Raw genomic sequence first — 25,212 nt, forward strand, 5'->3', positions numbered from 1 at the left:
CTTTTCTGGACAGCTTCAGACTCTATAGAAACAAAAAAAGCGCAGCATTTTTTGCTGCGCTTTTTTCATCGAACCAAGCAGATAGTTAGCTGCGGCTGGCCAGTGCCGGAAACTCGGCAAAATATCCCCGGATGCCGGTCAGAATGGCTTGGGCAATCTTGTCCTGATGTGAAGAACTACGCAGCAGACGCTCTTCTTCCGGATTACTGATAAATGCCGTTTCGATCAGAATCGATGGAATATCGGGTGCTTTCAGCACAGCAAAACCAGCGCGTTCAACATTGCGCTTGTGCAGGCGGTTGATCTTGCCGATCTCGCCCAGCAGGCGCGAACCCACTTTCACCGAATCGTTAATCTGTGCGGCTGTGGACAGGTCCAGCAGAATCTGTGCGACCTGACGGTTGTGGGAACCCAGGTTCAGACCACCGATCAAGTCAGCATCGTTCTCTTTCTTGGCCAGCCACCGAGCAGCCGAGCTGGTGGCACCGTTTTGAGACAGGGCGTAGATAGACGAGCCACGCGCACTAGGCTTGATCCAGGCGTCAGCGTGAATACTGATGAACAGGTCCGCTTTCACCCGACGCGCTTTCTGTACACGCACTTGCAGCGGTACGAAGAAGTCCGAGTCACGCGTCAAATAAGTACGCATATTGGGCTGAGCATCAATCAGACGCTTCAAGCGGCGGGCGATATTCAGCACCACATCTTTTTCACGGGTACCACCGGGGCCGATGGCACCGGGGTCCTCTCCACCGTGGCCGGGGTCCAGCGCAATCAGCAAGGGACGATTGGGAGTACCCGGCGTGGCTGCAGGCGAAGGGGAGCGCGGTGGAGTCGTGACAGGAGGCGGCGTACGAGCGACGGGCGGCAAGGTTTGCCCTTGTACCGTAGGCACAGGGGCGTCAGGCGAGTTTTGAGCCAGGCTTTCCAGGACGGAAGCCAGGGGGTCGTTATCGTCCTGAATTTGCAAGGCCAGCAGCGGGTCTTGCGCCACGCGCGGGTACAAGTCCAGCACCAGACGGTACTTGTATTCGCCAACGGGCTTGAGGGTAAAGATCTGTGGAGCGACGGCCTGTTTCAGATCCAGCACCAGACGCACGACGTCGGGGCGGTTCTGGCCCACGCGCACGGAGCGAATGTAGGGGTCATTGGGGCGGACCTTGGAAACCAGCTCCTCGATGGTGCGGTTCATGGTCAGGCCCTGGATATCCACCACCATGCGATGGGGGTTTTCCAGTGTGAAGTGCTCGGCCTTGAGCTCGCTATCCATTTCCAGGGTGACGCGGGTGTATTCGTCTGCCGGCCAGGTACGGACGGCCACGATGGTGCTGGCGTTCGCCAGCCGCGGTATGACGGGAAGCAGGAACAGGGTGGTGGCCGTGGCGACGAATCGGCGACGGGCCTTGCCGGCTGGGGCTACTTCTGCAGGCTGGGGGCGAGTGTCGTAATCCATAGCGTTCCTTTGGCGCTGCGTGCATCCAGGGTGGCCAAACGACCGTCACCGCAATAATCCAGGTGTAAATCCAGATCGGGCTCGGGCAATAAATCCCCTGCTTTTTCGGGCCATTCGATCAGCACAACAGCATTGTCTTGCAAAATATCGCGAAAACCTGCGTCGACCCATTCTCGTGGATCGCTAAATCTATAAAAATCAAGATGATAGAAGTATAAGCTAGAAACTTTATAACTTTCAAGCAAAGCGTAGCTAGGACTTTTGATACGACCGGTAACGCCACAAGCCCGTAACAGGGCCCGAACAAAGTGGGTTTTACCGGCGCCCAGGTCACCATGAAGATGAATTCGGCCACCCACAGGCACACCGGGAACCTGACCGCTTAGCAGCGGGGCAAGGCGCTCGGCCAAGGCGGTGGTAGCGTCCTCGTCAGGCAAGGACAGGGTTAAAGCTTGCGGATTCATAGGCTTGGATCAGGTAGCGAGGGATAACCACAATGGAATGGTCAAGCCCGCTAGTATAGTGCCGATCGACATGGTCAGCGCGACCAGACGGCTATCGGCTCCCATGCGGGCAGCCAGTACGTGGGCAGAAGAGGCCGTAGGCAGGGCAGCAAATACCAGTAACATCTGGCGCTCCAATGTGCTCATATCCAACACCCAGGCAATTGCCAGGGCCGCCAAGGGCAAAGCCAGCAGCTTGATGGCCGTAATCCAGCCGATCAAGGCCCCGGCACGCCGCGAGCCTTGCAGGGACAAGGTGGCGCCTACACACAACAAACCAATCCCCAGGGCACAAGCCCCCAAGCGGCTAAAGGCCAATTGAACCGGGCCTGGTACGGACAAACCAGCCAGATTCCAGGCCAGTGCAGCAACAGTAGACAGAATCAGGGGATTTTTAAGCAGCTCGATGGCGATACGGCCTTGCTGCCCCCGCGCCAGCACGGTCACTGCCACCATATTGGCCATGGGAACAGAAAAGCCCACCAGCAAAGCCATAACGGCGACACCCGATGGCCCGGCAATCGCACTGGCCAGAGACATCCCCAAATAGGTATTGAAGCGAAAGGCGCATTGAGTCAGGGCCGCGTGCTGCAAATGTTCGGGTTTCAGAATGGGCAGGGCCAGCCAGGCCAGAACCGTGCCTACGGCAATTAAAACAGCCGCAGCGACCAATAAAGGCCAGGTATCGCCCAGATTGAGCGGAATACGAGTAATGGAATCAAACAGCAGGGCTGGAAACAGGACGTAATAGACCAGCTTTTCCGCACCCTGGAAAAAATCCCGGCTGAAATGAAAGCGATGCAGCAGTAAAGCCCCCAGTGCAATTAACAGGAAATCGGGCAGAATCAGCGGGAATATTGTGGCCATGATGAGGGTAAATAGAAGCAGATATAGGTATATCCCCTGTAGGTATCTGCTTTCAGAATTAACAATTGATGGGGATTAGCTGCGCTATTATTGGTTAGTTCCCCTTACCCAGGGGATGGATCTACAAAAAGACTAAAGAGGAGATGTTCCCATGATAGAGAAGTTTCCCAAGAAATTTGCGCTGCTATCCCTTTGTGCAAGTTTGTCCATGATCGGCACGGCTAATGTCGCTCATGCTCAAGCGGATTATCCGAATCAAGCGATTCGCGTCATTGTTCCTTTTGCGCCAGGCGGCTCCACCGATATTGTGGCGCGCATTGTGACCAAGGGCATGAGCGAAGTGCTGGGCCAGTCCATGGTGGTAGAAAACAAGGGTGGTGCCGGTGGCGCTATTGGAGCGGCAGAAGCGGCTCGCGCCAAACCTGACGGCTATACCTTGTCAATTGCCACCATTTCGACTCTGGCAGTAAATCCCGCTTGCCGCCCCAATGATTTGCCTTACGACCCCTTGAAAGACTTTGTGCCGGTCAGCAACTTTGCCAACCTGCCCAACGTGATCGAGGTGAACCCCAAATTCCCGGCACAGAACTTCAAGGAGTTCGTGCAGCAACTGAAAGACAATCCAGGTAAGTATTCCTACGGCAGCTCGGGCACTTGCTCGGTGCTGCACTTGTTTGGCGAAGCCTTCAAGCTGGAAACCGGCACTGATATCGTGCACGTGCCTTACCGTGGTGCCGGCCCGGCTGTAACGGATGCGGTCGGTGGCCAGATCAATGCCATGTTTGATAACCTGCCGTCGTCCATGGCCCAGATCCAGGCTGGCAACTTGCGCGCATTGGCTATTGCCTGGCCCGAGCGCCTGCCTGCTCTGAAAGATGTGCCGACCTTGGCCGAAGAAGGCTACCCGCAGCTGAACAGCCCGGCCTGGTATGGTCTGCTGGCTCCCAAGGGTACGCCGCCTGAAATCGTTGCCAAGCTGCATGCCGCTGCTGCGGAAGCCTTGAAGAAGCCCGAAATTATTTCGGCTTTGGAAAAGCAGGGAGCAACACCGTCGGGTAACTCGCCTGAAGAGTTCGCCAAGGAAATCAAGGAGCAGTACGACTGGGCCCACGACGTGGTCAAGAAAGGCAATATCAAGCTGGAATAAGCCTTGGACTTTAAATGTCAGCCATAAAAAACCGGCCTGCACAGGCCGGTTTTTCATTTCTGCCCTAAGGCCTAGCCACGATTGGCTTGCAGCACGGTCAAGGCCGTCATATTAATGATGCGGCGTACGGTGGAGCTGTAAGTCAGGATGTGTACAGGAGCATTGGCGCCCATCAGGAAAGGACCGATGGCCACGTTGCTGCCAGCAGCAGTCTTCAGCAGGTTGTAGCTGATATTGCCAGCGTCCACGTTCGGGCAGACCAGCAGGTTGGCCGAGCCTTTCAGCGAGGAGTTGGGCAAGGTACGATTGCGCAAGCTTTCGTCCAGAGCGCAGTCGGCATGCATTTCACCGTCTACTTCCAGGTCAGGGGCTTGCTCCTGAATCAAACGCAGGGCTTCACGCATTTTGGGTCCGGAAGTGGCCGAGTCGGTACCAAAGTTGGAGCGCGACAGCAGGGCCACCTTGGGTTCCAGGCTCAGCGTACTCAACATGCGGGCGGCTTCAATCGTGTATTCCGCAATTTCCTGTGCGTTCGGATCGTCGTTGACGTGTGTGTCGGTCAAGGCAACCGTACGCTCGCCCAGGAGCAGAATGTTCATGGCAGCGTAGACGCTGGAGTCGGGTTTGCGACCGATCATCTCGTCGATGTAGCGCAGGTGGTTGTGGTAGGAACCGATCGTGCCGCAGATCATGCCGTCGGCATCACCCAGGTGCACCATGGTCGAGCCAATCAGGGTCAGGCGGCGACGCATTTCCACGCGAGCCATTTCCTTGCTGATACCGCGACGGCACATTTTTTCCCAGTACGTGGTCCAGTACTGGTGGAAACGGTCGTCAGACTCGGGGTTGGTCACTTCCACATCCACGCCCAAACGCAGGCGCAGACCAAATTTCTTGATGCGGGACAGCAGCACGGCAGGGCGGCCAACCAGAATCGGGTGGGCCAGCTTCTCGTCCACAATCACTTGCACGGCACGCAGCACGCGTTCTTCTTCACCTTCGGTAAAGACGATGCGAGCCTTGCCGCCTTCGCGCACCAATTGCTTGGCTACGGCAAACACGGGCTTCATGAATGCGCCGGAATGGTAGACGAACTGTTGCAGCTTGGCGATGTAGCCTTCCAGGTCAGCGATAGGGCGGGTTGCCACGCCTTCTTCCATGGCGGCTTGAGCCACGGCGGGGGCGATGCGCACGATCAGACGTGGGTCGAATGGTTTGGGGATCAGGTAGTCGGGGCCAAAGCTCAGGCCGTAACCACCGTAGGCAGCGGCCACGGCTTCGTCTTGCTCTTCTTCAGCCAGAGCCGCAATCGCGCGGGCAGCAGCTTTTTCCATGCCACGGGTAATCGTGGTGGCGCCCACATCCAGCGCACCGCGGAAGATGTAGGGGAAGCACAGCACGTTGTTGACCTGATTCGGGAAGTCCGAACGGCCGGTTGCCATGATGACGTCATCGCGAGCAGCTTTGGCCACTTCAGGCAAAATTTCAGGGGTGGGGTTGGCCAGCGCCATCACGAAGGGACGGTCTGCCATTTTCTGCAGCATTTCAGCTTTCAGTACGCCACCGGCGGACAGGCCCACGAACACGTCAGCATTTTCGATGACATCAGCCAGCTTGCGTGCTTCGGTTTCTTTGGCGAAACGGGCCAGTTCAGGAACCTGGTGACCAGGGCGGCCTTTGTAGACCACGCCGTCAATGTCGGTGACCCAGACATTTTCTTCGGGCAGGCCCATGTCCACCATCAAGTCCAGGCAAGCCAGTGCGGCCGCACCGGCACCGGAGGTCACAACCTTGATCTTCTTGATATCTTTGCCGACCACTTTCAGGCCGTTCAGGAAAGCCGCCGTCACGCAAATGGCGGTACCGTGCTGGTCGTCGTGAAAGACGGGGATGTTCATGCGTTCGCGCAGCTTGCGCTCAACTTCAAAACACTCGGGTGCCTTGATGTCTTCCAGGTTGATGCCACCAAAAGTAGGCTCCAGACCGGCGATGATATCCACCAGCTTGTCGGGGTCGGTTTCGTTGATCTCGATGTCAAACACGTCCAGGCCAGCAAATTTCTTGAACAGAACGGCCTTGCCTTCCATCACGGGTTTGGAGGCCAGGGCACCAATATTGCCCAGACCCAGCACAGCGGTACCGTTGGAGATCACGCCCACCAGATTGCCCCGGCCGGTGTAGCGGAAGGCGTTTTTCGGGTCGACCACGATCTCTTCGCAGGCGGCAGCAACACCAGGGGAATAGGCCAGGCCCAGGTCACGTTGGCTGACCAGGGGTTTGGTCGCGGCAATGGTGACTTTGCCGGGAATGGGGAACTCGTGGTAATCCAGGGCGGCTTGTCGATCTACAGGTGAACTCATCGTGTCCTCTTGCTCAGGCGCCAAACAGGTGTTTGGTGAAATCCAGGGAAGGCGTGGCGAATAGTGCGCCAGCGCCGGCTTTCAACAAGTGTAGATAATTAAACAGTCCGCAGTATTAGGGCTTATTATTACCCTATTAGCAAATGCTTATAGATAGGGGTAAAGGCTTGGAAACACACGATATCGCCCATCGCCTGGTACAACGACTCAGGTTGCGTCACCTGGCTCTGCTGATCGAGATCGACCGCTTGGGCTCGCTGACCAAAGTGGCGGATTTAATGGCGATGACTCAGCCTGCGGTCACTCAAGCTTTGGCCGAGGTGGAGCAAGTCTTTGGCACACCGCTATTCCTGCGTTCATCGCGTGGTATGGAGGCAACAGCGCAAGGGCAGATCGTGATTTCACGTGCTCGGGCCATGGTGCAGGACATGGAGTTGTTGAGTCTGGACTTGCAGGCGCACAGCATGGGGCGGCAAGCACATTTGCGGCTGGGGGTGATTCCCCTGGTGTCCGGCAAGCTGGTTTCCACGGCCTTGCGGGCAACTCGCCCTCAAGGGCAGGTGGTGTCCGTCAGCATCACCGAGGGGCTAACGGAAACGCTGCTGGAACAACTGCGTGATCACGCTTTGGATGCAGTGGTGGCACGCAGTTCTCCGGACTTGAATATGAAAGGGCTGCGCCATGAAGCCTTGTACGCGCAGCAACCACGCCTGATTGCCAGCCGGGAACTGGCGGGGCGATTGGGCCGACGCAAGTTGGATTGGGCGCAATTGCAGGATCTGGACTGGATTCTGGGACCGCGCAATACCCCGATGCGGCGGCAGGTGGCGAACCTGTTTTTACGGGCAGGCTTGTTGGAGCCGGTGCCTAGTGTGGAAACCTCTTCACCCAAGCTGATCGGTGAACTGATCGTGAATCACTCCCGTGCTGTGTCTGTGGTCCCGACCGAAATTGCTGAAGAATTGGTACGCGTGTCCGGCGTGGCGATTGTGCCGTACTCCTTTGAGTGGGGCTTGTCGCCTATCGCGCTTTTTACTCGGGTGGCCGGCCAGCAGCGTCCGGTAGACAAGCTGTTCGCGCAGGAGCTGAAACGGGTGTGTACTGATAAGACGGTACCTTTGGAGCGGGGGGCTTTTTTCTACTAATGTCGTTCTGTCTGCTGCGGGCTGATTGCTAGTGTTACACCGTGAGCGCACTATGCTGAGCGGGCCGGGCAAGAGCTGGAAGCAGGATGTCATACCTGCTCAAAAAACCGGAGCAGCTCAGTGGTAAGAACCACCCCCCGCTTGTATGCCCAGGAGTCTGGAAGGGGGGCGGTGTGCAGCGCCCGGTTTATTGATGCCGGGGCTATGCAAGCAGTGGCTTACTGGTTCACATACCAGATGGCCTTGGTTTGCTGGTACTGATCCAGGGCCTCCATTCCCTTGTCCTTGCCGCCAAAACCGGACAGTTTGAAGCCGCCAAAGGGGGCGGTGATGTCGCCTTCGGAAAAGCCATTTATCGAAACGGTGCCTGCCTTGATTTTGCGCGAGACACGCTGCGCCCGCCGTACATCAAGCGTGTAGAGGGAGGCGGCCAGGCCATATTGGGTATCGTTTGCCAAGGCGATGGCTTGCTCTTCTGTCTCGAAGGTCGTGATGGCCAGAACGGGGCCGAACACTTCCTCCTGGAACAGGCGGTCTTCCGGGGTGATGTGATCGAAGATGGTGGGCTCGATATACCAACCACTGCCCAGGTCACTGTGAATGCGCCCCCCATGAACCAACTTGGCGTTTTTGCCGGGGTTCTGCAGAAAGCTGGCCACTTTTTCAAAGTGTGCTTGTTCTACCATCGGCCCGATAGACACATCCGGGTCCGTAGGCAGACCTACTTTCCAGGAGCTTAGCCCCTGTTTGAGTTTTTGCAGTAGCGTATCTTTCAGGCTGCTGTGTACGATCAGGCGGGAGCCGCAGCTGCAGTTTTCGCTCATGTTCCAGAATGCGGCCGCCAGGATGGACGGAACTGCTTCGTCCAGCAAGGCGTCTTCAAAAACGACCTGAGGGCTTTTGCCACCACACTCCAGAACAACTTCCTTCAAGTTGCTTTCTGCGGAGTATTTCAGAAATAGCCGTCCAACTTCGGTGGACCCGGTGAAAGATACGATATCCACGTCCTGGTGTCGTCCCAAGGGCTCTCCCACGGCCTCGCCGGTGCCGGTAACAAGGATCAGTGCTCCTTCGGGGATACCGGCCTGATGCGCCAGCTGGGTCATGCGGTAGGCACTGAGACTGGTTAGCTCGGACGGTTTCACAATGACCGAATTGCCGCACACCAGCGCAGGCGCAACTTTCCAGGCGTACATTTGAGCCGGGAAATTCCAGGGCAGGACGGCCGCCACGACCCCAATGGGTTCCTTGGTGATCAAGCCCAGCGCGTCGGAGCCGGTTGGGGAAATTCGACCAAAGCATTTATCGGCCGTCTCTGCATACCAGCTGAAGGTATCGATGGTGGCAGGCATGTCGGTGTTCAGGCATTCAGTAATGGGCTTGCCTGCGTCCACACAATCAAGTGCGGCCAGTTCCTCGGCGTGTTGCTCCAGCAAGGCCACCCATTTGAGCATGATTTTTTTGCGTTCTGCCGGAGACAACTCAGACCATTCGCCGGACTCAAAGCTTGCGCGTGCGGCAGCGACCGCCGCTTCTACATCCGAGGCTTGGCCGGCAGCGATTTTGCCAATTACGGCCAGGTCGATAGGGCTGACGTTATCGAGCAGGGCCGAAGCCGTGGTTTGATAGCCAGGAATCAAATGGGAAGCGTGCAGCTTTCCGGCGCGGGCCAACTCAAAGACAGTCTCTTGTTGCGTGGGCATTCAAGCCTCCTGTTCTACTTGATAAGCGTTGATCTGGGCCAGAAAGTCATCTCGTTCCTGCGCGTCGACTGGCAGCAGAGGCAAGCGTACCGAACCGACATCAATGCCGTGACGCACGCAGCCCAGTTTGGCTTTCTGGTTGTAGTTGCCGGACTCCATGGCGGCAATGGCGGGCAACATGGCGGCCATCATGCGACGTACCGTGTCCCAGTCTCCTTGCTCGGCGGCTTTCAGCATTTGGACCTGCTCGGCAGGAAACACATTGGCCCCGCCACTGATCCAGCTACGAACTCCCCAGAACAGGAAATCGGCTGCCTGGTCATCGCAACCACAAACAACTTGAAAATCGGGCAGATTGGCATTGACCATGGCAACCACCCGGCTGAAGTTGCCGCTGCTCTCCTTGATGCCCACAATGTTCTTGACCTTGGCCAGTTCGTAAACGGATTCAAGCTCGATCTGGATGCCAATGCGTGCCGGGAAGTTGTACATGACGATGGGCAGTTCAGTGGCCGCGGCGACCTCCTTGAAATACGCCACCACTTCATTCTGGCCGGGCAGGCTGTAAGGGGTGGGAGAGAGCATCAGTGCCTCATACCCTAGCTCTTCCGCTTCACGGATTCGGCTGATGGCTTCGGCAGGCGACATGGAGTTCACGCCGGCAATCAGTGTTGTACGGCCACGGCCAGCTCTGGCAACAATCTCCAGCACGCGGCGACGCTCCTGTGCACTGAGCGCGTAGTATTCGCCCGTGGTTCCACAAGCCACGATACCGCCTACTCCGGCTTCAATAAAGCACTCAACCAGACGCTCCAGCGCAGCTTCGTTTAACTGGTTGTTGGCGTCAAACGGGGTAACGATGGGAACGAGGATTCCGTTCAGATTCATGATGTCTCCAGCTTATTAATAGTTGATTTATCGGTTTATTCAATGACTTTGCGGGTGAAGGCGCTGAGGTAGGCCATCAGCGTCTCGGAGCCCTGCAAGGCCTGTTCGGGGTTTCCATCCTGGATGCCTTCGGCCAGGGTTAAATGAGCTTGGGCTCCGGCCTCCAGGTCCCCTTCATATTGATAGGCGTACCAGAACCGTCGGCACTGAACGATCATGGGAGTGACCGCTTGCACAGCAAAGGTGTTGCGACAGGCCTGGTGGATGACTTCGTCCAGATGCTGGTCGGCCAGCATGTAGGCGTCGATATCCTTGGCGTCAGCAGCATCCACCATGGCCTGGGCGTGACCGAGCAATGCGCTGCGCTGGGCTGGGGTCGCCCAGCGGGCGGCTCCCTGCACAATCAGGCGTTCCAGAACCCGGCGCGTTTCAATCAGAGTCAGATGTTCAGCCACACGGATTTCACTGACACGCAGACCGCGGCGGGGCTGTTGCTCGATCAATCCCAAGGCCACCATGCGCATCAGGGCTTCACGCAAGGGGGTGCGTCCCAAACCTGTCATTTCCACCAAATCACTTTCTACAATGGCCTGACCAGGCTCCAGTTTGAGAGTGGCAATTAACTGCTCAATCGCTTGATAGGCGATTTCAGCGGCACGAGAAGAGGGGGTGGGGGCGCTACTCACGGAGACTCCAATATAAAAATTGCGTTAAAAGCCGGATACTTGCTGGGGCAGCCAGGTTGCAATCGCCGGAAACAGAGCGACGATCAGCAGGGTCAGCAATTGAGCAAGAATAAACGGCACTACACCTCGACAAACTTGTCCGTATGTCATGTCTTTCGGGGCAATGGACAGCAGGTAGAAAATGGAAGAGGCTAGGGGCGGTGTCAGATAGCTGGTCTGAATGACAACGATCACCATCACGCCAAACCATAAGGGGTCCAGCCCGCTTGCTACAATAAAGGGCAGGAAAAGCGGAACGCAAATCAGCACGTTCGCTGTCCAGTCCAGTACAAAGCCCAGCAGAAAGACGATGCCCAGGAACAGAATGATCGTACCTGTACTGCCCAGTCCCAAGTCGCTGGTCAGCATCTGTACCAGCTTGGCACCTCCATTGGCCGCGAAGGCGCCGGTAAACATGGTGCCTCCCGCTACGATCAGCATGATCATTGCCGTAATGCGTACCGTGATTCGCAAGGCTCCACTGAAAACTTCCCAGTTGAACTGACGGTAGAAGATGCACAGAACAGCGGCGGCAGCAGCGCCCAAGGCGGCGGCCTCGGTGGGTGATGCGATGCCTTTCATCAAGGAACCCAGAACAGCGATGATCAGCAGCATCATGGGAACCAGACCACGCATTGTGATACTGATTTTTTCCCCCAAAGGTCGGCGCATATCCGCGTCATCTGCCCGTGGGCCCAGCTCCGGCTTGAGCGTGGTGGCGATCAGGATGTAGGCCACAAAGAGCGTGGTCATCAACAGGCCCGGAAAGAGCATGGCAGCAAACAGCTCGCCAACCGGAACCTGTGCCAGGGAGGCATAGACGACCGCGACCACCGAGGGAGGAATCATGGTGCCCAGGGAGCCCCCGGCGCAGATCGTGCCCGCGATCAGTGAGTTGTTGTAGCGAAAGCGCTTCATGGCCGGGATGGCCATCAGCCCCACCATGATTTCTACCGCGCCAACCACGCCTGCTGCAGCGGCAAAGGTCGCCGCCATGGCGATGGTGGCAATGGCCAGCCCGCCTGGCAGGCCGCCCAGCCATAACTGCATGGTGCGAAACAGGCGTGCCGCAATGCCCGAGCGCTCCAGCAGGGCTCCCATCAGCACAAACATGGGAATCGCTGACAGGATATGGTTGGTGGCCGCTCCATACAAAGCACCATACATCTGGTCAAAGACCATGGGGCCAAAGGCGTACCAACCGGCCAGAAAAGCGGGCAGGATCAGCGCAAAAGCCACGGGCATGCCCTGAAAAATCAGCAGGAACAGAGCAGGGAACATGAGTCCGGCGATCCATAAATTCATGGGCTCACCTCGACGTCAGCAGTGTTCTGTTCTTTGACCGCACAGCGCAAGCCATGGGCCAGCAGTTGCAAGGTAAAGGCGATCAGGCCAATGGCAATGCAGGCGTAGAAGGGCCACATCACCGGGGCCCAGGGGCTGACCATTTCGACCTCGTTCAGCTTCCAGGCCATCCAGGCTTTCTGTATCCCGACTTTGCTCAAGATGGCAAACAGCGGAAACAGCACCAGCAGGTACAGGAGCACGTCAGACATACGGGCCAGGGACTTGGGCAAGTGCTTGCGAACCACATCAATGCTGATGTGTTCGTTCTGACGCATCACCCAGGCCATGCCCAGCAGAAAAATAGCCCCATTCATCATGTACGCCACATCAAAGGCCCAGACGGTGGGGGCATGCAGAACATAACGGGCAAAGACTTCCCATACCATGGCGGTGACCAGGATTGCCGCCGCCATTTCCGCCAGCCGAGCGCTTGCAAGAGCGATAAAGTCGATCAGTTTTGAAATAGGCTGCAGCATGGCAGCTCTCCTTCAGAAAGTGGGACTTAGTCTCGGATCAGGTAATTGCTTTCACTGCGCCAACGGTTCAGGAATCCGTCGTAATCAGTCAGCAAATTCTTCATGTAGTCGTTGCCCGATTGCGCTTGCGCTTCGGCTTTCTTGTGTACCCAGTCATTGCCGGCATCCGCCAATTGCTTGATGAAGGCCGGGTCCAGAGTGATGACTTCATTGCGACCCTGGCGGTACTTCTCCATGGCTTTGATGTCGGCGTTGTAGAAGTAGTCCAGGGATTGGTGGGTGGTCAGTTCGGCAGCGGCCTCAATCAGTTGCTGCAAATCGGCCGGCACTTTATCCCAGGTTTCCTGCTTCAGGACGACTTCCCACATAAAGGTGGGCTGATGCACGCCAGGGACCACAATGTATTTGGCGGCTTGATGAAAACCTTCGGGGGTATTGGAGGAGGGGGTAGCCCATTCCACCGCATCGACCCCTTTGCGCTGCAACAGGGTGTACGTGTCCCCGGGTGGCACCACGGTGGGAACGGCACCGAAATAGTCTTTCATTACGTCCGCCCAGGCACCGGAAGTGCGATATTTCAGGCCTTTCAAGTCCTCTGCAGTTCGGATGGGGGTGTTGGAGTGGGCCAGCACTTCCGTCGAACCCAAACCGACAATCATGGTTTTGAGACCGTTTTTGGAACGCAGCTCCTGCAGTTTTTCCTTGCCGCCGCCTTCATACAGCCAGACGCGGTAAGCATCAGGTCCCATACCACCGGGGTAGCCAGCAAAAATGGCATTGGCCGGGTCCTGGTTGACCAGGTAGCTGGAGGTGGAGTGCCCCGCCTCTACCACGCCGGTCTCTACCGCTTCAAAAACTTTAAGGGCGGGAACAATAACACCTGCTCCAAAGGGCTGAATCTCGACACGATCCCCCGTCATGAGCTTCACGTTCTTTGCAAAACGCTCCAGAAAATTCTGATAAAACGGGGAGCCTTCGGGTACGGAAGTTGGTACGCGCCAACTGATTTCGGCCGCTTGCGCTGAGGCCATGCTGCCCAGCAGAAACAGGCCGGCCAGGGTGGATGCAACAAGTTTGGATTTCATGTTTGTCTCCGGTGGTTTTTTTATAGTCCAGCTCCGTCGCAGGCTGGCGGCCAGCGTCAAAGCATGGGATGGATCTTAATATTTTCTAAATATATTAACAACATATTTAGATTGGGGTTTGTCCTAGAAAGCGCCGGAGGTGGCTTGCTGATTGGGTTTCGGTGTTCTTTTTGGATGGTGGAAGGACAGGGGAAGGACGTTCCAGACCTGGTTTTGACGCGGATTTTCAGCGGTGAAATCATTCATGATGCGGATTTTTTCATGCTTGTTTGAAGCACTGCGGGGCAGCCTTGTTGAGCTGTTTCAATCCTTTCGTCCCCGCGGTCTAGCTGGTACACTTTGCGACTGCTTTTTTAGAAGCGCACGGCGGCAGGACAGGGTCTTTGGACCGTTCTTTTGCTGTAGCACTTTCGGTAGCAGCAGGCAGGAAAATAGCTGGTTGTTTACGAACAAGAGAGGGCGTCGAATCTACTCTTGCGTGTTGTAAAGCCTGGATTCCTGCGGTGCATGTGGCGTCTGGCCCGCCTAGGCCCACTGCGCAGACAAGCCACCGGGCCCATAGTTAAATGGATATAACTTTCCCCTCCTAAGGGAAGATTGCAGGTTCGATTCCTGCTGGGCCCGCCATTCTTATGCATGACGCCTGCCCGGCTTCATGGTCCTGAAGGCTCGTTCTGATAGGCCGAGCTTTGATATCCCACTTGATGATTAGCATCCTGTGCTTTTTGCGCAGTGCTGTTCGTGCCTGCTCGTTTTCTTTTCTTGAGCCAGCCCTGTCTTGAGCAACAAGGCTGGCTTGAGCACCTGACTAATCGCTCGTGATGACAATTCAAGAGTCATGCGTGCTATGGAATGCGGGAGGCGCTAATGGAACGGTCGATTGTCAAAGCCCGGAGATGAGCTTCTGGGGTTCTGTTGCTGTCCCCATGCTTTGCCGGGATTTCTTGTTGAGGACAGATAGTCATCTACATTCCCGGTCCAGAGCTTGAATCCCAGACAACTTTTCCATTTGTCTTGTTGATAAAGCCAGTGAGTTTGGCAAACGGAGCAGCGAAACAGGCTCTGTGCTCCCTGGTCTCCATAGTCCTCTGTTTTAGTGACGCGTTCCATATAAGCATGCTTAGGTGTATGCGCTTTGGAAAGCGGCAGAGTCTGGCACAAAATACACATGGTTTTATGGTCAATCTTGCCCACTTCTTGCTCCTTTTTAAATAAAGGCTATGGGAAATAGCGTGTTTTAAAAAAAGACAGCAATGTACTTTCTACAAAAACTATCAAACTGAAAGCAAGATAGTCAGCCCGCATCTTACAAATCTTGTTGGGGCTTGGGTAGTGTCAGCTGTAAAAGGATATTTCGTTCGCAAATACCCGTAAAAAAAACAGAGGAGTTCTTGGCTATCCTTGCATCAGACAAGGGGATAAGGCTGGGTCAAATCGTTTGGCTGGCTTGTCGTCGGTGTGACTCAAGTCGGTGGCAGGAAAATCAGGTGTGTCCTTGATCGAGCTCTGTTTGAATTTTGCCCAGTTTCGTTTTTATTTGAAATATATGAGGCGGGCTCCCGACTAAACTGCTTTTATTTATAAGGAATTTGCCATGAAAAACGACAAGCGTTCCTTGGAAAAAGACCCGTTTTCCTCCTCTGCGTGCAGGCAGGAGGAGCCACCCGTGGTCAAACCTTGCAAGCCAGATTCTGTAGACAGTTTGTTTGACTGCTTTGCCAAGACCGTGACCCGCTTTGCGGGCTCGCCCATCATGTTCTCTGTTGCTGTTTTAGCCGTGCTGGTCTGGGCCTTGTCCGGGCCTTATTTTAATTATTCGGAGACCTGGCAGTTAATTATCAATACCGGAACCACGATTATTACTTTCTTGATGGTGTTTTTAATTCAGCAAAATCAGAATAAAGATAGCAAGGCACTGCATATAAAACTTGATGAGCTGATTATTTCACTGACCGATGCCAATGAGCGCTTGATTGATGTTGAGGAACTGGATGAAAAACAGCTCAAGAAATTGGAGGCCTATTATTCCTCCATCGCGTTGAAAGCGCGCCGACGTCTGGACGGCGATACATAAAGATAAAAGGGCCTTGCGGCCCTTTTTTTACAGCATCTTGTTGCGTTGCTGCTCGGCCCGCGAGGCCCCGATCGGCGTTTCGACTTGCTTTTGCTCTTCTGGCGGAGGCAGCACGGCAGGAAATCCCAAGGATTGAATCCACAGCTCGCGAGACCATCCCTGGGTATGGTAGAGGTGATGGCCCTCATCGGGAGCGACGGCGTCATGAGCCTGTTTGAGTAAAGTCGCCAGTTTCTTGTCTTTGCTCTGCTCGCCAACCAGGCCAATCAACTGCCAATTCAGATGGTCTTTGGTTTCGGCCAGAATGACACATTCGGATGCGACCAGCTCTGCCGCTTTCGGATCCCCTGCCTGTTTGGCCAACTCCATGGCCTTGACCAGTGCAGAGGCGATCTGTTTCAGTACTTGTCGGCCGGGTGTTTGTTTGGCGGGGTCCAGTGCCAGCTCCTCAAAGATACTTTTCAGCACCTGTTGGTGTGTCAGTGTTTCTTCCAGGTAGCCTTCCCATTCTTTTTTCAGGTCCGCGTTATTGGCACAGGAAATGGCTGCTTTATAGACTTGCTCCCCACCCAATTCAGTTTCCAGGGCTTGATACAAGAGTTCATGCAGCTGTTCGGTGTTGGCTTTATGTAATGTCATTGTTCGCTCCAGTCCAGAGGTTGAGGGTTGGAACTGACACCATAAATGCTGCGGGGCGTACAGATTATGCGATTTGATGAGGAGTGATACGGGCTGTGAATGGCGTAAGGCTTGGGTAACAATATTGCCCGATCGGGTTTGAAAAGGGTTATTGGAGCTGCCCTGCAAACCGTCTGCTTGCCTGTGGTAGGATTGTGCGCTTTATCGCAGCTTCGATGCGGGCTGAGGGCCTGTGCATCGGATTTGCCACTCCATTTTTGAACGCATCGTCTCGTCCGGCTGAATCTCTTTCAGTGCCAGGCTGATGCACCGCAGCAGGGTAGTCATGACACTCCAGGGTTGGAAACGCCGCGTTTTTTACGTGGGTTTGTTCGAGTTTTTTGCCATTGTTTTTTCTTCTTTCTTGCTGGCGTACTTTGCCGGTGGGGAGGCTTCAGAGTCTGCGCCCATTGCTGTGGCGATCTCGGTGATTGCGATTGTCTGGAACTACGTGTTCAACACGGCGTTCGAGCATTGGGAATCCCGCCAAGCTGTCAAAGGCCGCAGTCTGTTGCGCCGCAGTGTGCATGCCATCAGCTTTGAGGCTGGCCTGGTAATTGCTATCGTGCCTTTGTATATGTGGTGGTATCAGGTCGGCTTGCTGGAAGCCTTGCGTATGGAAGTGGCCATTCTGGTGTTCTTCCTGATTTATTCCTTTATCTTCAGCTGGACCTTTGACCGGGTGTTTGGTTTGCCTGCCAGCGCAGCCTGAACCCCAGCGTTCAATAAAAAAAGCCGCGTAATGCGGCTTTTTTTGTTTCTGCTGGATTGGCTCTATCACCCCACCTGAGCTTCCCGACGGGCCTGACAGATACGGGCATGGTGCACATCTGCCCATTTCACCAGTTCCCGCATGGGCACCAGAAAAGATTGCCCCAATTCGGTCAGTGTGTATTCCACGCGTGGCGGTACTTCGGCGTACAAGGTTCGTTGTACAAATCCATCAGTTTCCAGCCGCTTGAGTGTGCGTGAGAGCATTTGACGGGAAATATCGCCGATTTCCCGGCCCAGCTCATTAAAGCGCAGGGTGCCCGGTGCCAGCGATTCCAGGATCAGCAGGCTCCATTGGTCGCCAATCCGATCCAGTACATCCCGGATGGGACAGGGTTGCTCAAATTCTTCCTGTATGGGGCTGGAAGCCAGTGTGGCTGCGCTTGATGAGGACATGGCGGCTTGCTTTCCTGTGTTCAATAGTCACTTCCGTGTGACCTGGTATGGCCTGCGTGACTTCTTGTGGACTGTCAAAAAACTGTCTAGCATCACGCTTAATGGTCTACTTTTTAGACCAAGTCTTTATTTGAGCACACAAGGAGCTGTTATGTCTCGTATTGCATTGATAGGTGCTTCTGGCGAAGTCGGTTCGCGCCTTTTGAAAGAACTCTCGGATCGCGGTCATACGGTGACAGCGATTGCTCGCCATACTGAAAAAATTGCCAGCCTGCCCAATGTCACCGCAGTTCAGGGCGATGTGAATGATCTGGATGGTTTGATTGCGCTATTGAAAGGGCACGATATTGCAATTAGCGCGGTTCGCTTTGCGTCGTCAGATCCTTCCAAGCTGATTACGGCGGTTCGTGCGGCCGGTGTGCCGCGTTATCTAGTGGTAGGCGGTGCCGCCAGCCTTGAAGTGGCCCCCGGTCTGCGATTGATTGATCAGCCTGCTTTCCCGGACGCTTACCGGACCGAGGCCTTGGGTGGCATTGCCTTTCTGGATCAGTTGCGTCAGGAAAAAGAGCTGGATTGGACTTTCCTGTCGCCCTCGGCAGAGTTTGGCCCCGGCCAGCGCACAGGCAAATTCCGTATCGGCAAAGACAGCCTTTTGGTCTCCGACCAAGGCAGCAAGATTTCTTATGAGGATTACGCCATCGCTTTGGTGGACGAGATTGAACGTCCTGCCCATTCACGCCAGCGCTTCACCGTAGGTTATTGAACAGGGAGTGGGACTGATGAAAGGTTTAATCCGATGGGTATCTCCAGTTTTATTAGTGGGCTCTTTCTTGTTGAGCACAAATGCAGCGTTGGCTGCCAATTCGCCGACTCGTGATGTGGCTCAGGAAGAGAGCAATCGCAAGCTGGTGGTCGATTTTTACGACAGCTTCTTTAACAAGCATCAGGTGCAGGAAGCGGCGTCGGTCGTAGCTGAGGACTATATCCAGCACAACCCGGAGGTGCCGGACGGAAAAGCGCCTTTCGTGGGGTATTTTGATGGCTATTTCAAAGAGAACCCGCAGTCTCGCGCACGGATTGTGCGTAGTGCCGCAGACGGCGATCTGGTTTATCTGCATGTGCATTCGACCAATGGCAAGGCCGATCGCGGGCAGGCTGTGATGGATATTTTTCGGGTGCAAGACGGCAAGATTGTGGAGCACTGGGATGTGATTCAGGCCGTGCCGGAGCAGGCGGCCAATAGCAATACCATGTTCTAAGCTCACTATTCGGGCAACCCGTTCTTTACCACCGATACGGCAGCAGCCTTGCGCGGCGCCGAAAGGGGGGCGAGACTTTGCCCCGTTATAACGAGGACTTATGCTTACGCCAAATAAAAGACCCGCCAGCCATGGCGGGTCTTTTTGATGAGGGGTAAACGGAGTTCTTCTTTGGGCAACCGTTTGTGCTGTTGCTTGGCGAAGTTTCGATTGCGAGTTGTCTAAGCTGTTTGCATCTTGATCCTGGCTTCGCGAATCGGCAGGTTGACGATGGCCGCCAGTACGGCCAAGGCAATATCAGCCCACCACATCCAGCTGTAGTCACCAAAGCGGGTCAAGGCGATACCCCCCAGCCATGCGCCCAGAAAGCCGCCGATCTGGTGCGAGAACAAGGCCAGACCAAACAGGGTTGCCAGATAGCGCGTGCCAAACAGCTTGGCGACGATATTGGCGGTAGGGGGCACGGTAGCCAGCCAGGTCAGCCCCAGGCCGATGGCAAAGATGTAAAACACCAGATCGGTTTTAGGCATCATCAAGTACCACAGGATCAGCACGGCGCGCGAGGCATACATCAGGGCCAGCACGTATTTGCTGCGCCAGCGGGCAATGCAGGAACCGGCGGCAATACTGCCAAAGATATTGGCCAGGCCGATCAAGGCCAGCGACCAGCTTGCTACCGAAGGTGGCAGCCCGCACAAGTCAATTTCCCCCGGTAAGTGGGTGACCAGAAAAGCAATGTGAAAACCGCAGGTGAAAAAGCCCAGACTCAGCAGCAAGTAACTGCGATCCTTCATGGCGCTTTTCAGTGTCTCGGCCAGACCGGGACCGCTGACAACAGGGGCTGGGGTGGCTGCGGCTTTTTCGGGCTTGCTGCCCGGACTTAGCTTGCGAATCAGAGGCAGGGTCAGCAGGGCGGTCAGGGCCAGAACCCAAAAGGTCGACATCCAGCCGACCCAGCCGATCAGCTTTTGCACCACGGGGGCAAAGACGAACTGCCCGAAGGAGCCGCCGGCATTGATCAGGCCCGAGGCCTGACCGCGGGCGTGATCCGGAATACGTTGGGCGGCAGCGCCAATCAAGGTGGAGAAACTGGCCGCGCCCGAGCCAATACTGGCCAGCAGGCCCAGCGTCAGGGTCAGCCCTAGCCCGGTACCAATAAATGGTGTTACGGCACAGCCCAGTGCCAGAATCAGAAGGCCCGCGATCAGAACCCGGTCCGGGCCCCAACGGTCGGAGCAGGCACCGGCAATAGGCTGGATGGCCCCCCAGGCAAGCTGGCCCACGGCCATGGCAAAGCTGATGGACATGATGCCCATGCCGGTTGCCTTATCAACGGGGCCGACGAACAGGCCAAAGGATTGGCGTATCCCCATGGTAACCATCAGGATGCCAGCAGCCGCCAAAGTCACCGTCATGATGGCGGGCTGGCGCAAGGATTGAAACATGGGGTCCCCTCTTATTATTCAGGTTTGAATTATCTGGCGAAATGTCACACAGGTGCAATCTCCTGCTTTTGTGAAGAGCGATGGAGCGGACAGTGTTGTAATCCGCTGCTATCCAGTTCCAGTTCCAGTTGCGGGAGGAGGAGGAGGAGGAGGTGGTGGTGGTGGTGGTGGTGGTGGTGGTGGTGGTGGTGGTGGTGGTGGTGGTGGTGGTGGCTGCGCGTGGCAGGAAGTGCAGGGAGCAGAACCAGGCTGTTTATTATGGCGTTTGAGGGTTCAAGCAAGCGCGAGACATAAAAAAAGACGGGCTGACTGCGCCGTCTTTTTATACCTGCCGCTAAGTAAGATCAGCCTTTTTCCAGGCCAGCCTGTACGGGGCGTGCCCCCAGCTTGTCGATCAGAACCTGGGGATTGATGCCCAGCAAATAGCCTCGTCGGCCACCATTGATGTAAATGGTGTCGAATTCCAGCAGTTCTTCTTCCAGCCACACCGGCATGGCCTTGCGGGTGGCAAAGGGCGAGGTGCCGCCAACCATATAGCCCGAATGGCGTTGAGCCACATCCGGTTTACAGGGGGCGATCTTTTTCGCGCCGGTTTGACGGGCCAGATTCTTGGTGGAGACTTCACGGTCGCCGTGCATCACGATGATCAGGGGCTTGGCGCTTTCATCTTCCATTATCAGGGTCTTGGCCACCCGGTGCAGATCCAGACCCAGCTGGGCTGCCGCTTCCATGGCTCCGCCATGATCGACATAGTTGTAGCTATGCTCGGTAAAGGAAATGCCATTTTTACGTAGCCACTGTGTGGCCGGTGTTTCGCTAACGTGTTTTTCTTTAGCCATATCTTGGTAGTGCGCTCAGGCGCGTGGATGATGGGCTGCGTGCAAGGCTTTCAAGCGCTCACGTGCCACATGAGTATAAATCTGGGTCGTGGAAATGTCGGCGTGTCCCAAGAGCATTTGCACCACGCGCAGGTCGGCGCCGTGGTTGAGCAAATGGGTCGCGAAAGCATGACGTAAAACGTGCGGCGACAAGGGGGCCAGAATACCGGCCTGAACCGCATATTTCTTGACGATCAACCAAAAGGATTGGCGGCTCATGCAGGTGCCGCGCCCGGTAATAAAGACAAAATCGCTGCGGCGCTGGCCCAGCAAGGCAGGGCGGGATTCCTGCATATAGCGTTCGATCCAGTGCAGGGCCTCCTGCCCCAAGGGCACCAGCCTGTCCTTGCCCCCCTTGCCCTGGTCGATGCGCAGCACGCCATCGCTCAGGCTCAGGTTCTGCAAGGGCAGTTCAGTCAGTTCCGTGACGCGCAAACCGCTGGCATACAAGGTTTCCAGCATGCAGCGATCGCGCAGCCCCAAGGGATTATGTATGTCCGGGGCAGCCAGCAGGCGTTCTACCTGTTCTTCGGACAAGGTGTGCGGGACGCGTGGGGCCTGTCGGGCGCTGCTCAATTCCAGGCAGGGATCGTCCTGCCGCATGCCTTCTTGCACTGTCCAGTTGTAAAAGCGACGTAAGGTGGCCAGCCTGCGATTGGCTGTGCTGGCCTTGCTCTGATCTGCCTGGCTGGCCATCCATTCCCGCAAATCCTTGGCTTCCAACTGCTCCAGCGCTTTGCCTTCGCGCTCTTGTTGAGCCCATTCCTCCAGGCGTTCCAGATCCTGCCGATACGCTTGTTGGGTGTTGGCAGACAGGCCGTCCTGCAACCAGAGCATGGTGATGAAATCGGAAATCAGACTGGCTTGCGTCATGAGGATGGAAGAGTCGTAAAGCGTGCTTTTGGCAGCCGGAATGAAGCTGGAAAGCCATCATGCTATCACTCCGGGATGATGAGCTTCATTCAGCAGACGGGTAGATTTACGCTATATACCTATATATATTTCCTGATTATACTAATTCGTTACACCTGCCCTTGGAGGAGAAAACAATGTTCAAACGTGTCGTATCGGTCGCTGCCTTATCCCTGTTCTTGCAAGGCGCCGCGCAAGCCGATGAATTGGTTGTGGCCGCCGCCGCCAGTCTGACCAACGCCTTCAAGGAACTGGCTGGCCAGTTTGAGGCAGAGCATCCGGGCACCAAAGTGCTGACCAGTTTTGCAGCATCGGACGTGCTGTTGCAGCAGATCGTCAATGGCGCTCCTGTGGATGTGTTTGCTTCGGCAGATCAGAAAGCCATGAACAAGGCCGAAGAGGCCAAGGCTGTGGATCCTGCCACCCGCAAGAATTTTGTGCAGAATCAGGTTGTGCTGATTGTGCCTAGCGACAACCCTGCCAGGGTTACGAACGCTGGCGATCTAGGCAAGGCGGAAGTTAAACGCGTTGCTTTGGGTAATCCGACTGTCGTCCCTGTGGGTCGTTATACTCAGGCCGCTCTGGAGAAGGCCGGTCAGTGGGATGCGGTGAAACAGCGTGAAATTCTGGGCCAGAACGTGCGTCAGGTGCTGGATTATGTCGCTCGTGGTGAAGTGGAAGCCGGTTTCGTGTTCGCGACCGACGCGGCCATCATGAAAGACAAGGTGGAAGTGCTGGAAGTGCTCAAGACCACGGAACCTGTCACTTACCCGATTGCCTTGGTGCAGCGCGAAGGCCGTAATGACAAGGCTCAGGCTTTCCAGGATTTCGTCATGTCTGAATCCGGACAGCAAGTGCTGGCAAAATACGGTTTTGCCAAGCCTTGACAGGATTTTGATCGTCGGATGACTTCACTTTGGATTCCTCTGTGCTTATCGCTCAAGGTCGCCGGTTGGGCGACCTTGTTTGCCTGTGTGCTGGGTATAGGAGTGGCCTATGCCTTGTCGCGCTGGCAGTCGCGCTGGTGTGATCTGCTTGATTCCATCTTGACCTTGCCCATGGTTTTGCCGCCTACCGTCATCGGCTATTACCTGCTGGTCTTGCTGGGTCGGCGCAGTGCCTTTGGGCAATGGCTATCCAGTATGGGGATTGAGCTGGTCTTTACCTGGCAGGGCGCGGTGATTGCCGCGACTGTCGTAGCTTTTCCCATGATTTTGAAGGCCGCGCGTGCGGCTTTTGAGGATGTGGACCCCCGCCTGGAAAATGCGGCCAGCGTGCTGGGTCTGAAGCCCCTGGCCATCTTCTTTCGTGTCAGCCTGCCTTTGGCAGCGCGTGGCATCATGGCAGGCGTTTTGCTGGCCTTTGCCCGCGCTTTGGGCGAGTTCGGCGCTACGTTGATGATCGCGGGCAGCATACCGGGGCGCACCCAAACCATGTCCATCGCCATTTACGAGGCAGTCCAGGCAGGGGAGGATCAGCAGGCATTGGTGCTGGTCGCTATTATTTCGATTACTTGTGTGCTGGTCCTGTGGAGTACCAGTGCCTTGTCACCCCGTCACGTACGCCGTAAAAGAGGGATGCAATGAGCCTGACTGTACAGATTCAACGCACCGTGGTCAGCGAGGCCCGTCATTTCGACTTGAACATTCAGATTCAAACCGAAGCCCGTCATATTGCCCTGTACGGGCCTTCGGGTTCGGGCAAGTCCCTGACGGTGCAAAGCGTGGCGGGCTTGTTGCGGCCCGACCATGGCCGCATTCAAATTGGCAATCAGGTCTATTTTGATTCTGAAAAAGGCATCAACCTGAAACCACGCGAGCGTCGGGTGGCGTACCTGTTTCAGGACTACGGCCTGTTCCCGCATCTGACCGCAGCACAGAATATTTGCTTTGGTCTGAACACGGGCTTGTTCAACCGCTCCGTGCGAGACATGCCTGCGGCTGCCCAGCGTTGGGTAGAAGCGTTTCAGCTGGAGTCGGTATTAAGCAGCTATCCCGCCCAACTGTCGGGCGGGCAAAAGCAGCGTTGTGCCTTGGCGCGAGCCTTGGCTATTGAACCTCAGCTGCTTTTGCTGGATGAGCCTTTGGCGGCCCTGGATCAGGACTTGCGTGCGCGTTTGCGGGCTGAACTGGCTCAGTTGCAAAGCCAGATCGATATTCCCACTATCCTGATCACGCACGATCCTGAGGATGCCAGGGCCCTGGCCCAAGAGGTCTATCGTATTCGCGATGGACGCATTATCGAATGCTGTACCAGCGCGGATCTGGAAGCTCTTACAGCGTAGCGATCATCACGCTGGATGCCTTGAACAGTGCATAGGCGGACTGGCCTGCTTCCAGGTGCAAGCGCTGTGTGCTGTCCAGGGTGATGCTGGCGGTGACTGTCAGGCCCTGTGGCAGTTCCAGACGTACTTCTGCATTGACGGCACCGGTAATGACATCGGTAATCGTGCCGGGCAGTTGATTGCGTGCGGACAGGGAGTTACGGGTGTCGCCCGTGCCAATCATGATCGAGGACGCTTTCAGAAAGGCCAGAACTTTCTGCCCCTCACGCAGGCCCAGGTTTTCCGTGCTTTCTCGTGTGATGGACGCGACCACGATTTGGCCCTGGCCAATATCCACATGAATTTCGTCGTTGACGGCTCCCGTTTTAATCGTGGTAACGATACCGGGCAGTTGGTTGCGAGCCGAAGTTTGCATGATCATGGTTTGGAGTAACTCCATTTGAGTTGCCACGGAAGGCATTAAACGACCAATACGGCTCATGAAGCGTTGATGCAGCCGGTCGTAGGTTTGATACAGCTCCAGCAGTTCGACGGCTTTGGGCGTCAGGGTGGCACCGCCACCACGATGACCGCCCGTACTGCGCAGCACCAGAGGTGCGCCCGCCATATTGTTCATGATGTCGATGGCGTCCCAGGCCGCCTTGTAGCTGATGCCAATATGACGGGCAGCGGCAGAGATCGAGCCCTGCTCGGCAATGGCGGCCAGCAAGGCCATACGGCGGGCGCTACCCCAGGTATGGTCGCCAGTGCGCAGCGACAGGCTGCCGGTTAATTCGGTATTGGGGGTGTTTGAACTAGACATGGTGATAAGTGTAA

At 55.9% G+C, this 25,212-nt stretch carries 25 protein-coding genes and 1 tRNA gene; 10 read left to right on the forward strand and 16 right to left on the reverse strand.

What is annotated here, in order from left to right; all coding sequences use genetic code 11:
• Positions 1-85: 85 nt before the first annotated feature.
• Genes WFM49_RS07955 through WFM49_RS07965 form a run of 3 tightly spaced genes read right to left on the reverse strand, consistent with a single transcriptional unit; the run spans position 86 to position 2,823 of the window.
• On the reverse strand, positions 86-1,453 hold the full coding sequence (locus WFM49_RS07955) for an N-acetylmuramoyl-L-alanine amidase (RefSeq protein WP_009461284.1): 1,368 nt from the start codon (positions 1,451-1,453) through the stop codon (positions 86-88).
• On the reverse strand, positions 1,417-1,917 hold the full coding sequence (locus WFM49_RS07960) for a bifunctional alanine racemase/tRNA (adenosine(37)-N6)-threonylcarbamoyltransferase complex ATPase subunit type 1 TsaE (protein WP_009461285.1): 501 nt from the start codon (positions 1,915-1,917) through the stop codon (positions 1,417-1,419). Before WFM49_RS07960 ends, WFM49_RS07955 begins: the two co-directional genes overlap by 37 nt.
• Positions 1,918-1,926: 9 nt before the next feature.
• Positions 1,927-2,823 (reverse strand): AEC family transporter, encoded by an 897-nt coding sequence (locus WFM49_RS07965; RefSeq protein ID WP_009461286.1) that lies wholly within the window; start codon positions 2,821-2,823, stop codon positions 1,927-1,929.
• A 208-nt stretch (positions 2,824-3,031) separates the two neighbouring features.
• On the opposite strand from WFM49_RS07965, the gene WFM49_RS07970 reads away from it, so the two are divergent.
• Complete coding sequence (locus WFM49_RS07970) at positions 3,032-3,970, forward strand: tripartite tricarboxylate transporter substrate binding protein BugE (protein ID WP_022983479.1); 939 nt, start codon at positions 3,032-3,034, stop codon at positions 3,968-3,970.
• 71 nt (positions 3,971-4,041) lie between these two features.
• Here WFM49_RS07970 and WFM49_RS07975 read toward each other — a convergent pair whose 3' ends face one another.
• Positions 4,042-6,330 carry an NADP-dependent malic enzyme gene (locus WFM49_RS07975; RefSeq protein ID WP_336972718.1) on the reverse strand — a complete coding sequence of 763 codons (2,289 nt, stop codon included), beginning with the start codon at positions 6,328-6,330 and terminating at the stop codon, positions 4,042-4,044.
• 143 nt (positions 6,331-6,473) lie between these two features.
• Between WFM49_RS07975 and WFM49_RS07980 the strand changes: the two genes are divergently transcribed.
• Positions 6,474-7,475: a LysR substrate-binding domain-containing protein gene (locus WFM49_RS07980; protein ID WP_336972720.1), complete on the forward strand. Its 1,002-nt coding sequence runs from the start codon at positions 6,474-6,476 to the stop codon at positions 7,473-7,475.
• A 218-nt stretch (positions 7,476-7,693) separates the two neighbouring features.
• Here the strand turns inward: WFM49_RS07980 and WFM49_RS07985 are convergent, their stop codons facing one another.
• Genes WFM49_RS07985 through dctP form a run of 6 tightly spaced genes read right to left on the reverse strand, consistent with a single transcriptional unit; the run spans position 7,694 to position 13,699 of the window.
• Positions 7,694-9,178 (reverse strand): aldehyde dehydrogenase, encoded by a 1,485-nt coding sequence (locus WFM49_RS07985; protein ID WP_336972722.1) that lies wholly within the window; start codon positions 9,176-9,178, stop codon positions 7,694-7,696.
• Positions 9,179-10,066 carry a 4-hydroxy-tetrahydrodipicolinate synthase gene (gene dapA, locus WFM49_RS07990; RefSeq protein ID WP_336972724.1) on the reverse strand — a complete coding sequence of 296 codons (888 nt, stop codon included), beginning with the start codon at positions 10,064-10,066 and terminating at the stop codon, positions 9,179-9,181.
• A gap of 35 nt (positions 10,067-10,101) precedes the next feature.
• Positions 10,102-10,752: a GntR family transcriptional regulator gene (locus tag WFM49_RS07995; protein ID WP_035271006.1), complete on the reverse strand. Its 651-nt coding sequence runs from the start codon at positions 10,750-10,752 to the stop codon at positions 10,102-10,104.
• 24 nt (positions 10,753-10,776) lie between these two features.
• Positions 10,777-12,096, reverse strand: coding sequence for a TRAP transporter large permease (locus WFM49_RS08000; RefSeq protein ID WP_336972726.1), 1,320 nt, complete (start codon positions 12,094-12,096; stop codon positions 10,777-10,779).
• Positions 12,093-12,614 carry a TRAP transporter small permease subunit gene (locus WFM49_RS08005; protein ID WP_009461299.1) on the reverse strand — a complete coding sequence of 174 codons (522 nt, stop codon included), beginning with the start codon at positions 12,612-12,614 and terminating at the stop codon, positions 12,093-12,095. Before WFM49_RS08005 ends, WFM49_RS08000 begins: the two co-directional genes overlap by 4 nt.
• 26 nt (positions 12,615-12,640) lie before the next feature.
• Positions 12,641-13,699: a TRAP transporter substrate-binding protein DctP gene (gene dctP, locus WFM49_RS08010; protein ID WP_022983481.1), complete on the reverse strand. Its 1,059-nt coding sequence runs from the start codon at positions 13,697-13,699 to the stop codon at positions 12,641-12,643.
• A 552-nt stretch (positions 13,700-14,251) separates the two neighbouring features.
• Here dctP and WFM49_RS08015 point away from each other — a divergent pair.
• Together WFM49_RS08015 and WFM49_RS08020 are read left to right on the forward strand one after the other, a co-directional pair.
• Positions 14,252-14,326: transfer RNA gene (locus WFM49_RS08015), tRNA-Arg, on the forward strand.
• Positions 14,327-15,293: 967 nt separating this feature from the next.
• On the forward strand, positions 15,294-15,773 hold the full coding sequence (locus tag WFM49_RS08020; RefSeq protein WP_026485221.1) for a low affinity iron permease family protein: 480 nt from the start codon (positions 15,294-15,296) through the stop codon (positions 15,771-15,773).
• A 27-nt stretch (positions 15,774-15,800) separates the two neighbouring features.
• Here WFM49_RS08020 and WFM49_RS08025 read toward each other — a convergent pair whose 3' ends face one another.
• Complete coding sequence (locus WFM49_RS08025) at positions 15,801-16,412, reverse strand: hypothetical protein (protein WP_137431376.1); 612 nt, start codon at positions 16,410-16,412, stop codon at positions 15,801-15,803.
• 325 nt (positions 16,413-16,737) lie between these two features.
• On the opposite strand from WFM49_RS08025, the gene WFM49_RS08030 reads away from it, so the two are divergent.
• Entirely contained in the window at positions 16,738-17,163 is a 426-nt protein-coding gene (locus tag WFM49_RS08030; protein ID WP_009461311.1) for a PACE efflux transporter, read from the forward strand.
• 65 nt (positions 17,164-17,228) lie between these two features.
• Here the strand turns inward: WFM49_RS08030 and WFM49_RS08035 are convergent, their stop codons facing one another.
• On the reverse strand, positions 17,229-17,618 hold the full coding sequence (locus WFM49_RS08035) for a winged helix-turn-helix transcriptional regulator (RefSeq protein ID WP_251196041.1): 390 nt from the start codon (positions 17,616-17,618) through the stop codon (positions 17,229-17,231).
• 151 nt (positions 17,619-17,769) lie between these two features.
• Between WFM49_RS08035 and WFM49_RS08040 the strand changes: the two genes are divergently transcribed.
• Positions 17,770-18,381, forward strand: a complete 612-nt coding sequence (locus tag WFM49_RS08040) for an NAD(P)-dependent oxidoreductase (RefSeq protein WP_336972734.1) — start codon at positions 17,770-17,772, stop codon at positions 18,379-18,381.
• A 16-nt stretch (positions 18,382-18,397) separates the two neighbouring features.
• Positions 18,398-18,877 carry a nuclear transport factor 2 family protein gene (locus WFM49_RS08045; RefSeq protein ID WP_031232991.1) on the forward strand — a complete coding sequence of 160 codons (480 nt, stop codon included), beginning with the start codon at positions 18,398-18,400 and terminating at the stop codon, positions 18,875-18,877.
• A gap of 221 nt (positions 18,878-19,098) precedes the next feature.
• Here the strand turns inward: WFM49_RS08045 and WFM49_RS08050 are convergent, their stop codons facing one another.
• The 3 genes from WFM49_RS08050 to xerD all read right to left on the reverse strand — a co-directional run bounded on the left by WFM49_RS08050 (position 19,099) and on the right by xerD (position 22,073).
• Complete coding sequence (locus WFM49_RS08050; protein ID WP_022983484.1) at positions 19,099-20,322, reverse strand: MFS transporter; 1,224 nt, start codon at positions 20,320-20,322, stop codon at positions 19,099-19,101.
• 344 nt (positions 20,323-20,666) lie between these two features.
• Positions 20,667-21,161, reverse strand: coding sequence for a Cys-tRNA(Pro) deacylase (gene ybaK, locus WFM49_RS08055; protein ID WP_035270993.1), 495 nt, complete (start codon positions 21,159-21,161; stop codon positions 20,667-20,669).
• 15 nt (positions 21,162-21,176) lie between these two features.
• Positions 21,177-22,073 carry a site-specific tyrosine recombinase XerD gene (gene xerD / locus WFM49_RS08060; RefSeq protein ID WP_026485227.1) on the reverse strand — a complete coding sequence of 299 codons (897 nt, stop codon included), beginning with the start codon at positions 22,071-22,073 and terminating at the stop codon, positions 21,177-21,179.
• A gap of 176 nt (positions 22,074-22,249) precedes the next feature.
• On the opposite strand from xerD, the gene modA reads away from it, so the two are divergent.
• Genes modA through WFM49_RS08075 form a run of 3 tightly spaced genes read left to right on the forward strand, consistent with a single transcriptional unit; the run spans position 22,250 to position 24,396 of the window.
• Positions 22,250-22,999, forward strand: coding sequence for a molybdate ABC transporter substrate-binding protein (gene modA, locus WFM49_RS08065; RefSeq protein ID WP_009461323.1), 750 nt, complete (start codon positions 22,250-22,252; stop codon positions 22,997-22,999).
• 18 nt (positions 23,000-23,017) lie between these two features.
• Positions 23,018-23,698: a molybdate ABC transporter permease subunit gene (gene modB / locus WFM49_RS08070; protein ID WP_009461324.1), complete on the forward strand. Its 681-nt coding sequence runs from the start codon at positions 23,018-23,020 to the stop codon at positions 23,696-23,698.
• Positions 23,695-24,396 carry a sulfate/molybdate ABC transporter ATP-binding protein gene (locus WFM49_RS08075; protein ID WP_250756786.1) on the forward strand — a complete coding sequence of 234 codons (702 nt, stop codon included), beginning with the start codon at positions 23,695-23,697 and terminating at the stop codon, positions 24,394-24,396. Before modB ends, WFM49_RS08075 begins: the two co-directional genes overlap by 4 nt.
• Here the strand turns inward: WFM49_RS08075 and WFM49_RS08080 are convergent.
• The gene (locus WFM49_RS08080) at positions 24,386-25,198 is read right to left on the reverse strand and encodes a TOBE domain-containing protein (protein WP_336972738.1); all 813 of its coding nucleotides are present in this window, start codon (positions 25,196-25,198) and stop codon (positions 24,386-24,388) included. The two genes, WFM49_RS08075 and WFM49_RS08080, sit on opposite strands and share 11 nt — an antisense overlap.
• Positions 25,199-25,212 lie beyond the last annotated feature (14 nt).

Source organism: Alcaligenes sp. PF14, from assembly GCF_037150615.1.
Lineage (GTDB): Bacteria > Pseudomonadota > Gammaproteobacteria > Burkholderiales > Burkholderiaceae_B > Alcaligenes > Alcaligenes phenolicus.

What these genes read in the sequence shown, in the direction of transcription:
- WFM49_RS07955 (WP_009461284.1), bottom strand. Translation starts at nt 1,453, where the DNA reads ATGGATTACGACACTCGCCCCCAGCCTGCAGAAGTAGCCCCAGCCGGC.
- WFM49_RS07960 (WP_009461285.1), bottom strand. Translation starts at nt 1,917, where the DNA reads ATGAATCCGCAAGCTTTAACCCTGTCCTTGCCTGACGAGGACGCTACC.
- WFM49_RS07965 (WP_009461286.1), bottom strand. Translation starts at nt 2,823, where the DNA reads ATGGCCACAATATTCCCGCTGATTCTGCCCGATTTCCTGTTAATTGCA.
- WFM49_RS07970 (WP_022983479.1), top strand. Translation starts at nt 3,032, where the DNA reads ATGATCGGCACGGCTAATGTCGCTCATGCTCAAGCGGATTATCCGAAT.
- WFM49_RS07975 (WP_336972718.1), bottom strand. Translation starts at nt 6,330, where the DNA reads ATGAGTTCACCTGTAGATCGACAAGCCGCCCTGGATTACCACGAGTTC.
- WFM49_RS07980 (WP_336972720.1), top strand. Translation starts at nt 6,474, where the DNA reads ATGCTTATAGATAGGGGTAAAGGCTTGGAAACACACGATATCGCCCAT.
- WFM49_RS07985 (WP_336972722.1), bottom strand. Translation starts at nt 9,178, where the DNA reads ATGCCCACGCAACAAGAGACTGTCTTTGAGTTGGCCCGCGCCGGAAAG.
- dapA (WP_336972724.1), bottom strand. Translation starts at nt 10,066, where the DNA reads ATGAATCTGAACGGAATCCTCGTTCCCATCGTTACCCCGTTTGACGCC.
- WFM49_RS08000 (WP_336972726.1), bottom strand. Translation starts at nt 12,096, where the DNA reads ATGAATTTATGGATCGCCGGACTCATGTTCCCTGCTCTGTTCCTGCTG.
- WFM49_RS08005 (WP_009461299.1), bottom strand. Translation starts at nt 12,614, where the DNA reads ATGCTGCAGCCTATTTCAAAACTGATCGACTTTATCGCTCTTGCAAGC.
- dctP (WP_022983481.1), bottom strand. Translation starts at nt 13,699, where the DNA reads ATGAAATCCAAACTTGTTGCATCCACCCTGGCCGGCCTGTTTCTGCTG.
- WFM49_RS08020 (WP_026485221.1), top strand. Translation starts at nt 15,294, where the DNA reads ATGAAAAACGACAAGCGTTCCTTGGAAAAAGACCCGTTTTCCTCCTCT.
- WFM49_RS08025 (WP_137431376.1), bottom strand. Translation starts at nt 16,412, where the DNA reads ATGACATTACATAAAGCCAACACCGAACAGCTGCATGAACTCTTGTAT.
- WFM49_RS08030 (WP_009461311.1), top strand. Translation starts at nt 16,738, where the DNA reads ATGACACTCCAGGGTTGGAAACGCCGCGTTTTTTACGTGGGTTTGTTC.
- WFM49_RS08035 (WP_251196041.1), bottom strand. Translation starts at nt 17,618, where the DNA reads ATGTCCTCATCAAGCGCAGCCACACTGGCTTCCAGCCCCATACAGGAA.
- WFM49_RS08040 (WP_336972734.1), top strand. Translation starts at nt 17,770, where the DNA reads ATGTCTCGTATTGCATTGATAGGTGCTTCTGGCGAAGTCGGTTCGCGC.
- WFM49_RS08045 (WP_031232991.1), top strand. Translation starts at nt 18,398, where the DNA reads ATGAAAGGTTTAATCCGATGGGTATCTCCAGTTTTATTAGTGGGCTCT.
- WFM49_RS08050 (WP_022983484.1), bottom strand. Translation starts at nt 20,322, where the DNA reads ATGTTTCAATCCTTGCGCCAGCCCGCCATCATGACGGTGACTTTGGCG.
- ybaK (WP_035270993.1), bottom strand. Translation starts at nt 21,161, where the DNA reads ATGGCTAAAGAAAAACACGTTAGCGAAACACCGGCCACACAGTGGCTA.
- xerD (WP_026485227.1), bottom strand. Translation starts at nt 22,073, where the DNA reads ATGACGCAAGCCAGTCTGATTTCCGATTTCATCACCATGCTCTGGTTG.
- modA (WP_009461323.1), top strand. Translation starts at nt 22,250, where the DNA reads ATGTTCAAACGTGTCGTATCGGTCGCTGCCTTATCCCTGTTCTTGCAA.
- modB (WP_009461324.1), top strand. Translation starts at nt 23,018, where the DNA reads ATGACTTCACTTTGGATTCCTCTGTGCTTATCGCTCAAGGTCGCCGGT.
- WFM49_RS08075 (WP_250756786.1), top strand. Translation starts at nt 23,695, where the DNA reads ATGAGCCTGACTGTACAGATTCAACGCACCGTGGTCAGCGAGGCCCGT.
- WFM49_RS08080 (WP_336972738.1), bottom strand. Translation starts at nt 25,198, where the DNA reads ATGTCTAGTTCAAACACCCCCAATACCGAATTAACCGGCAGCCTGTCG.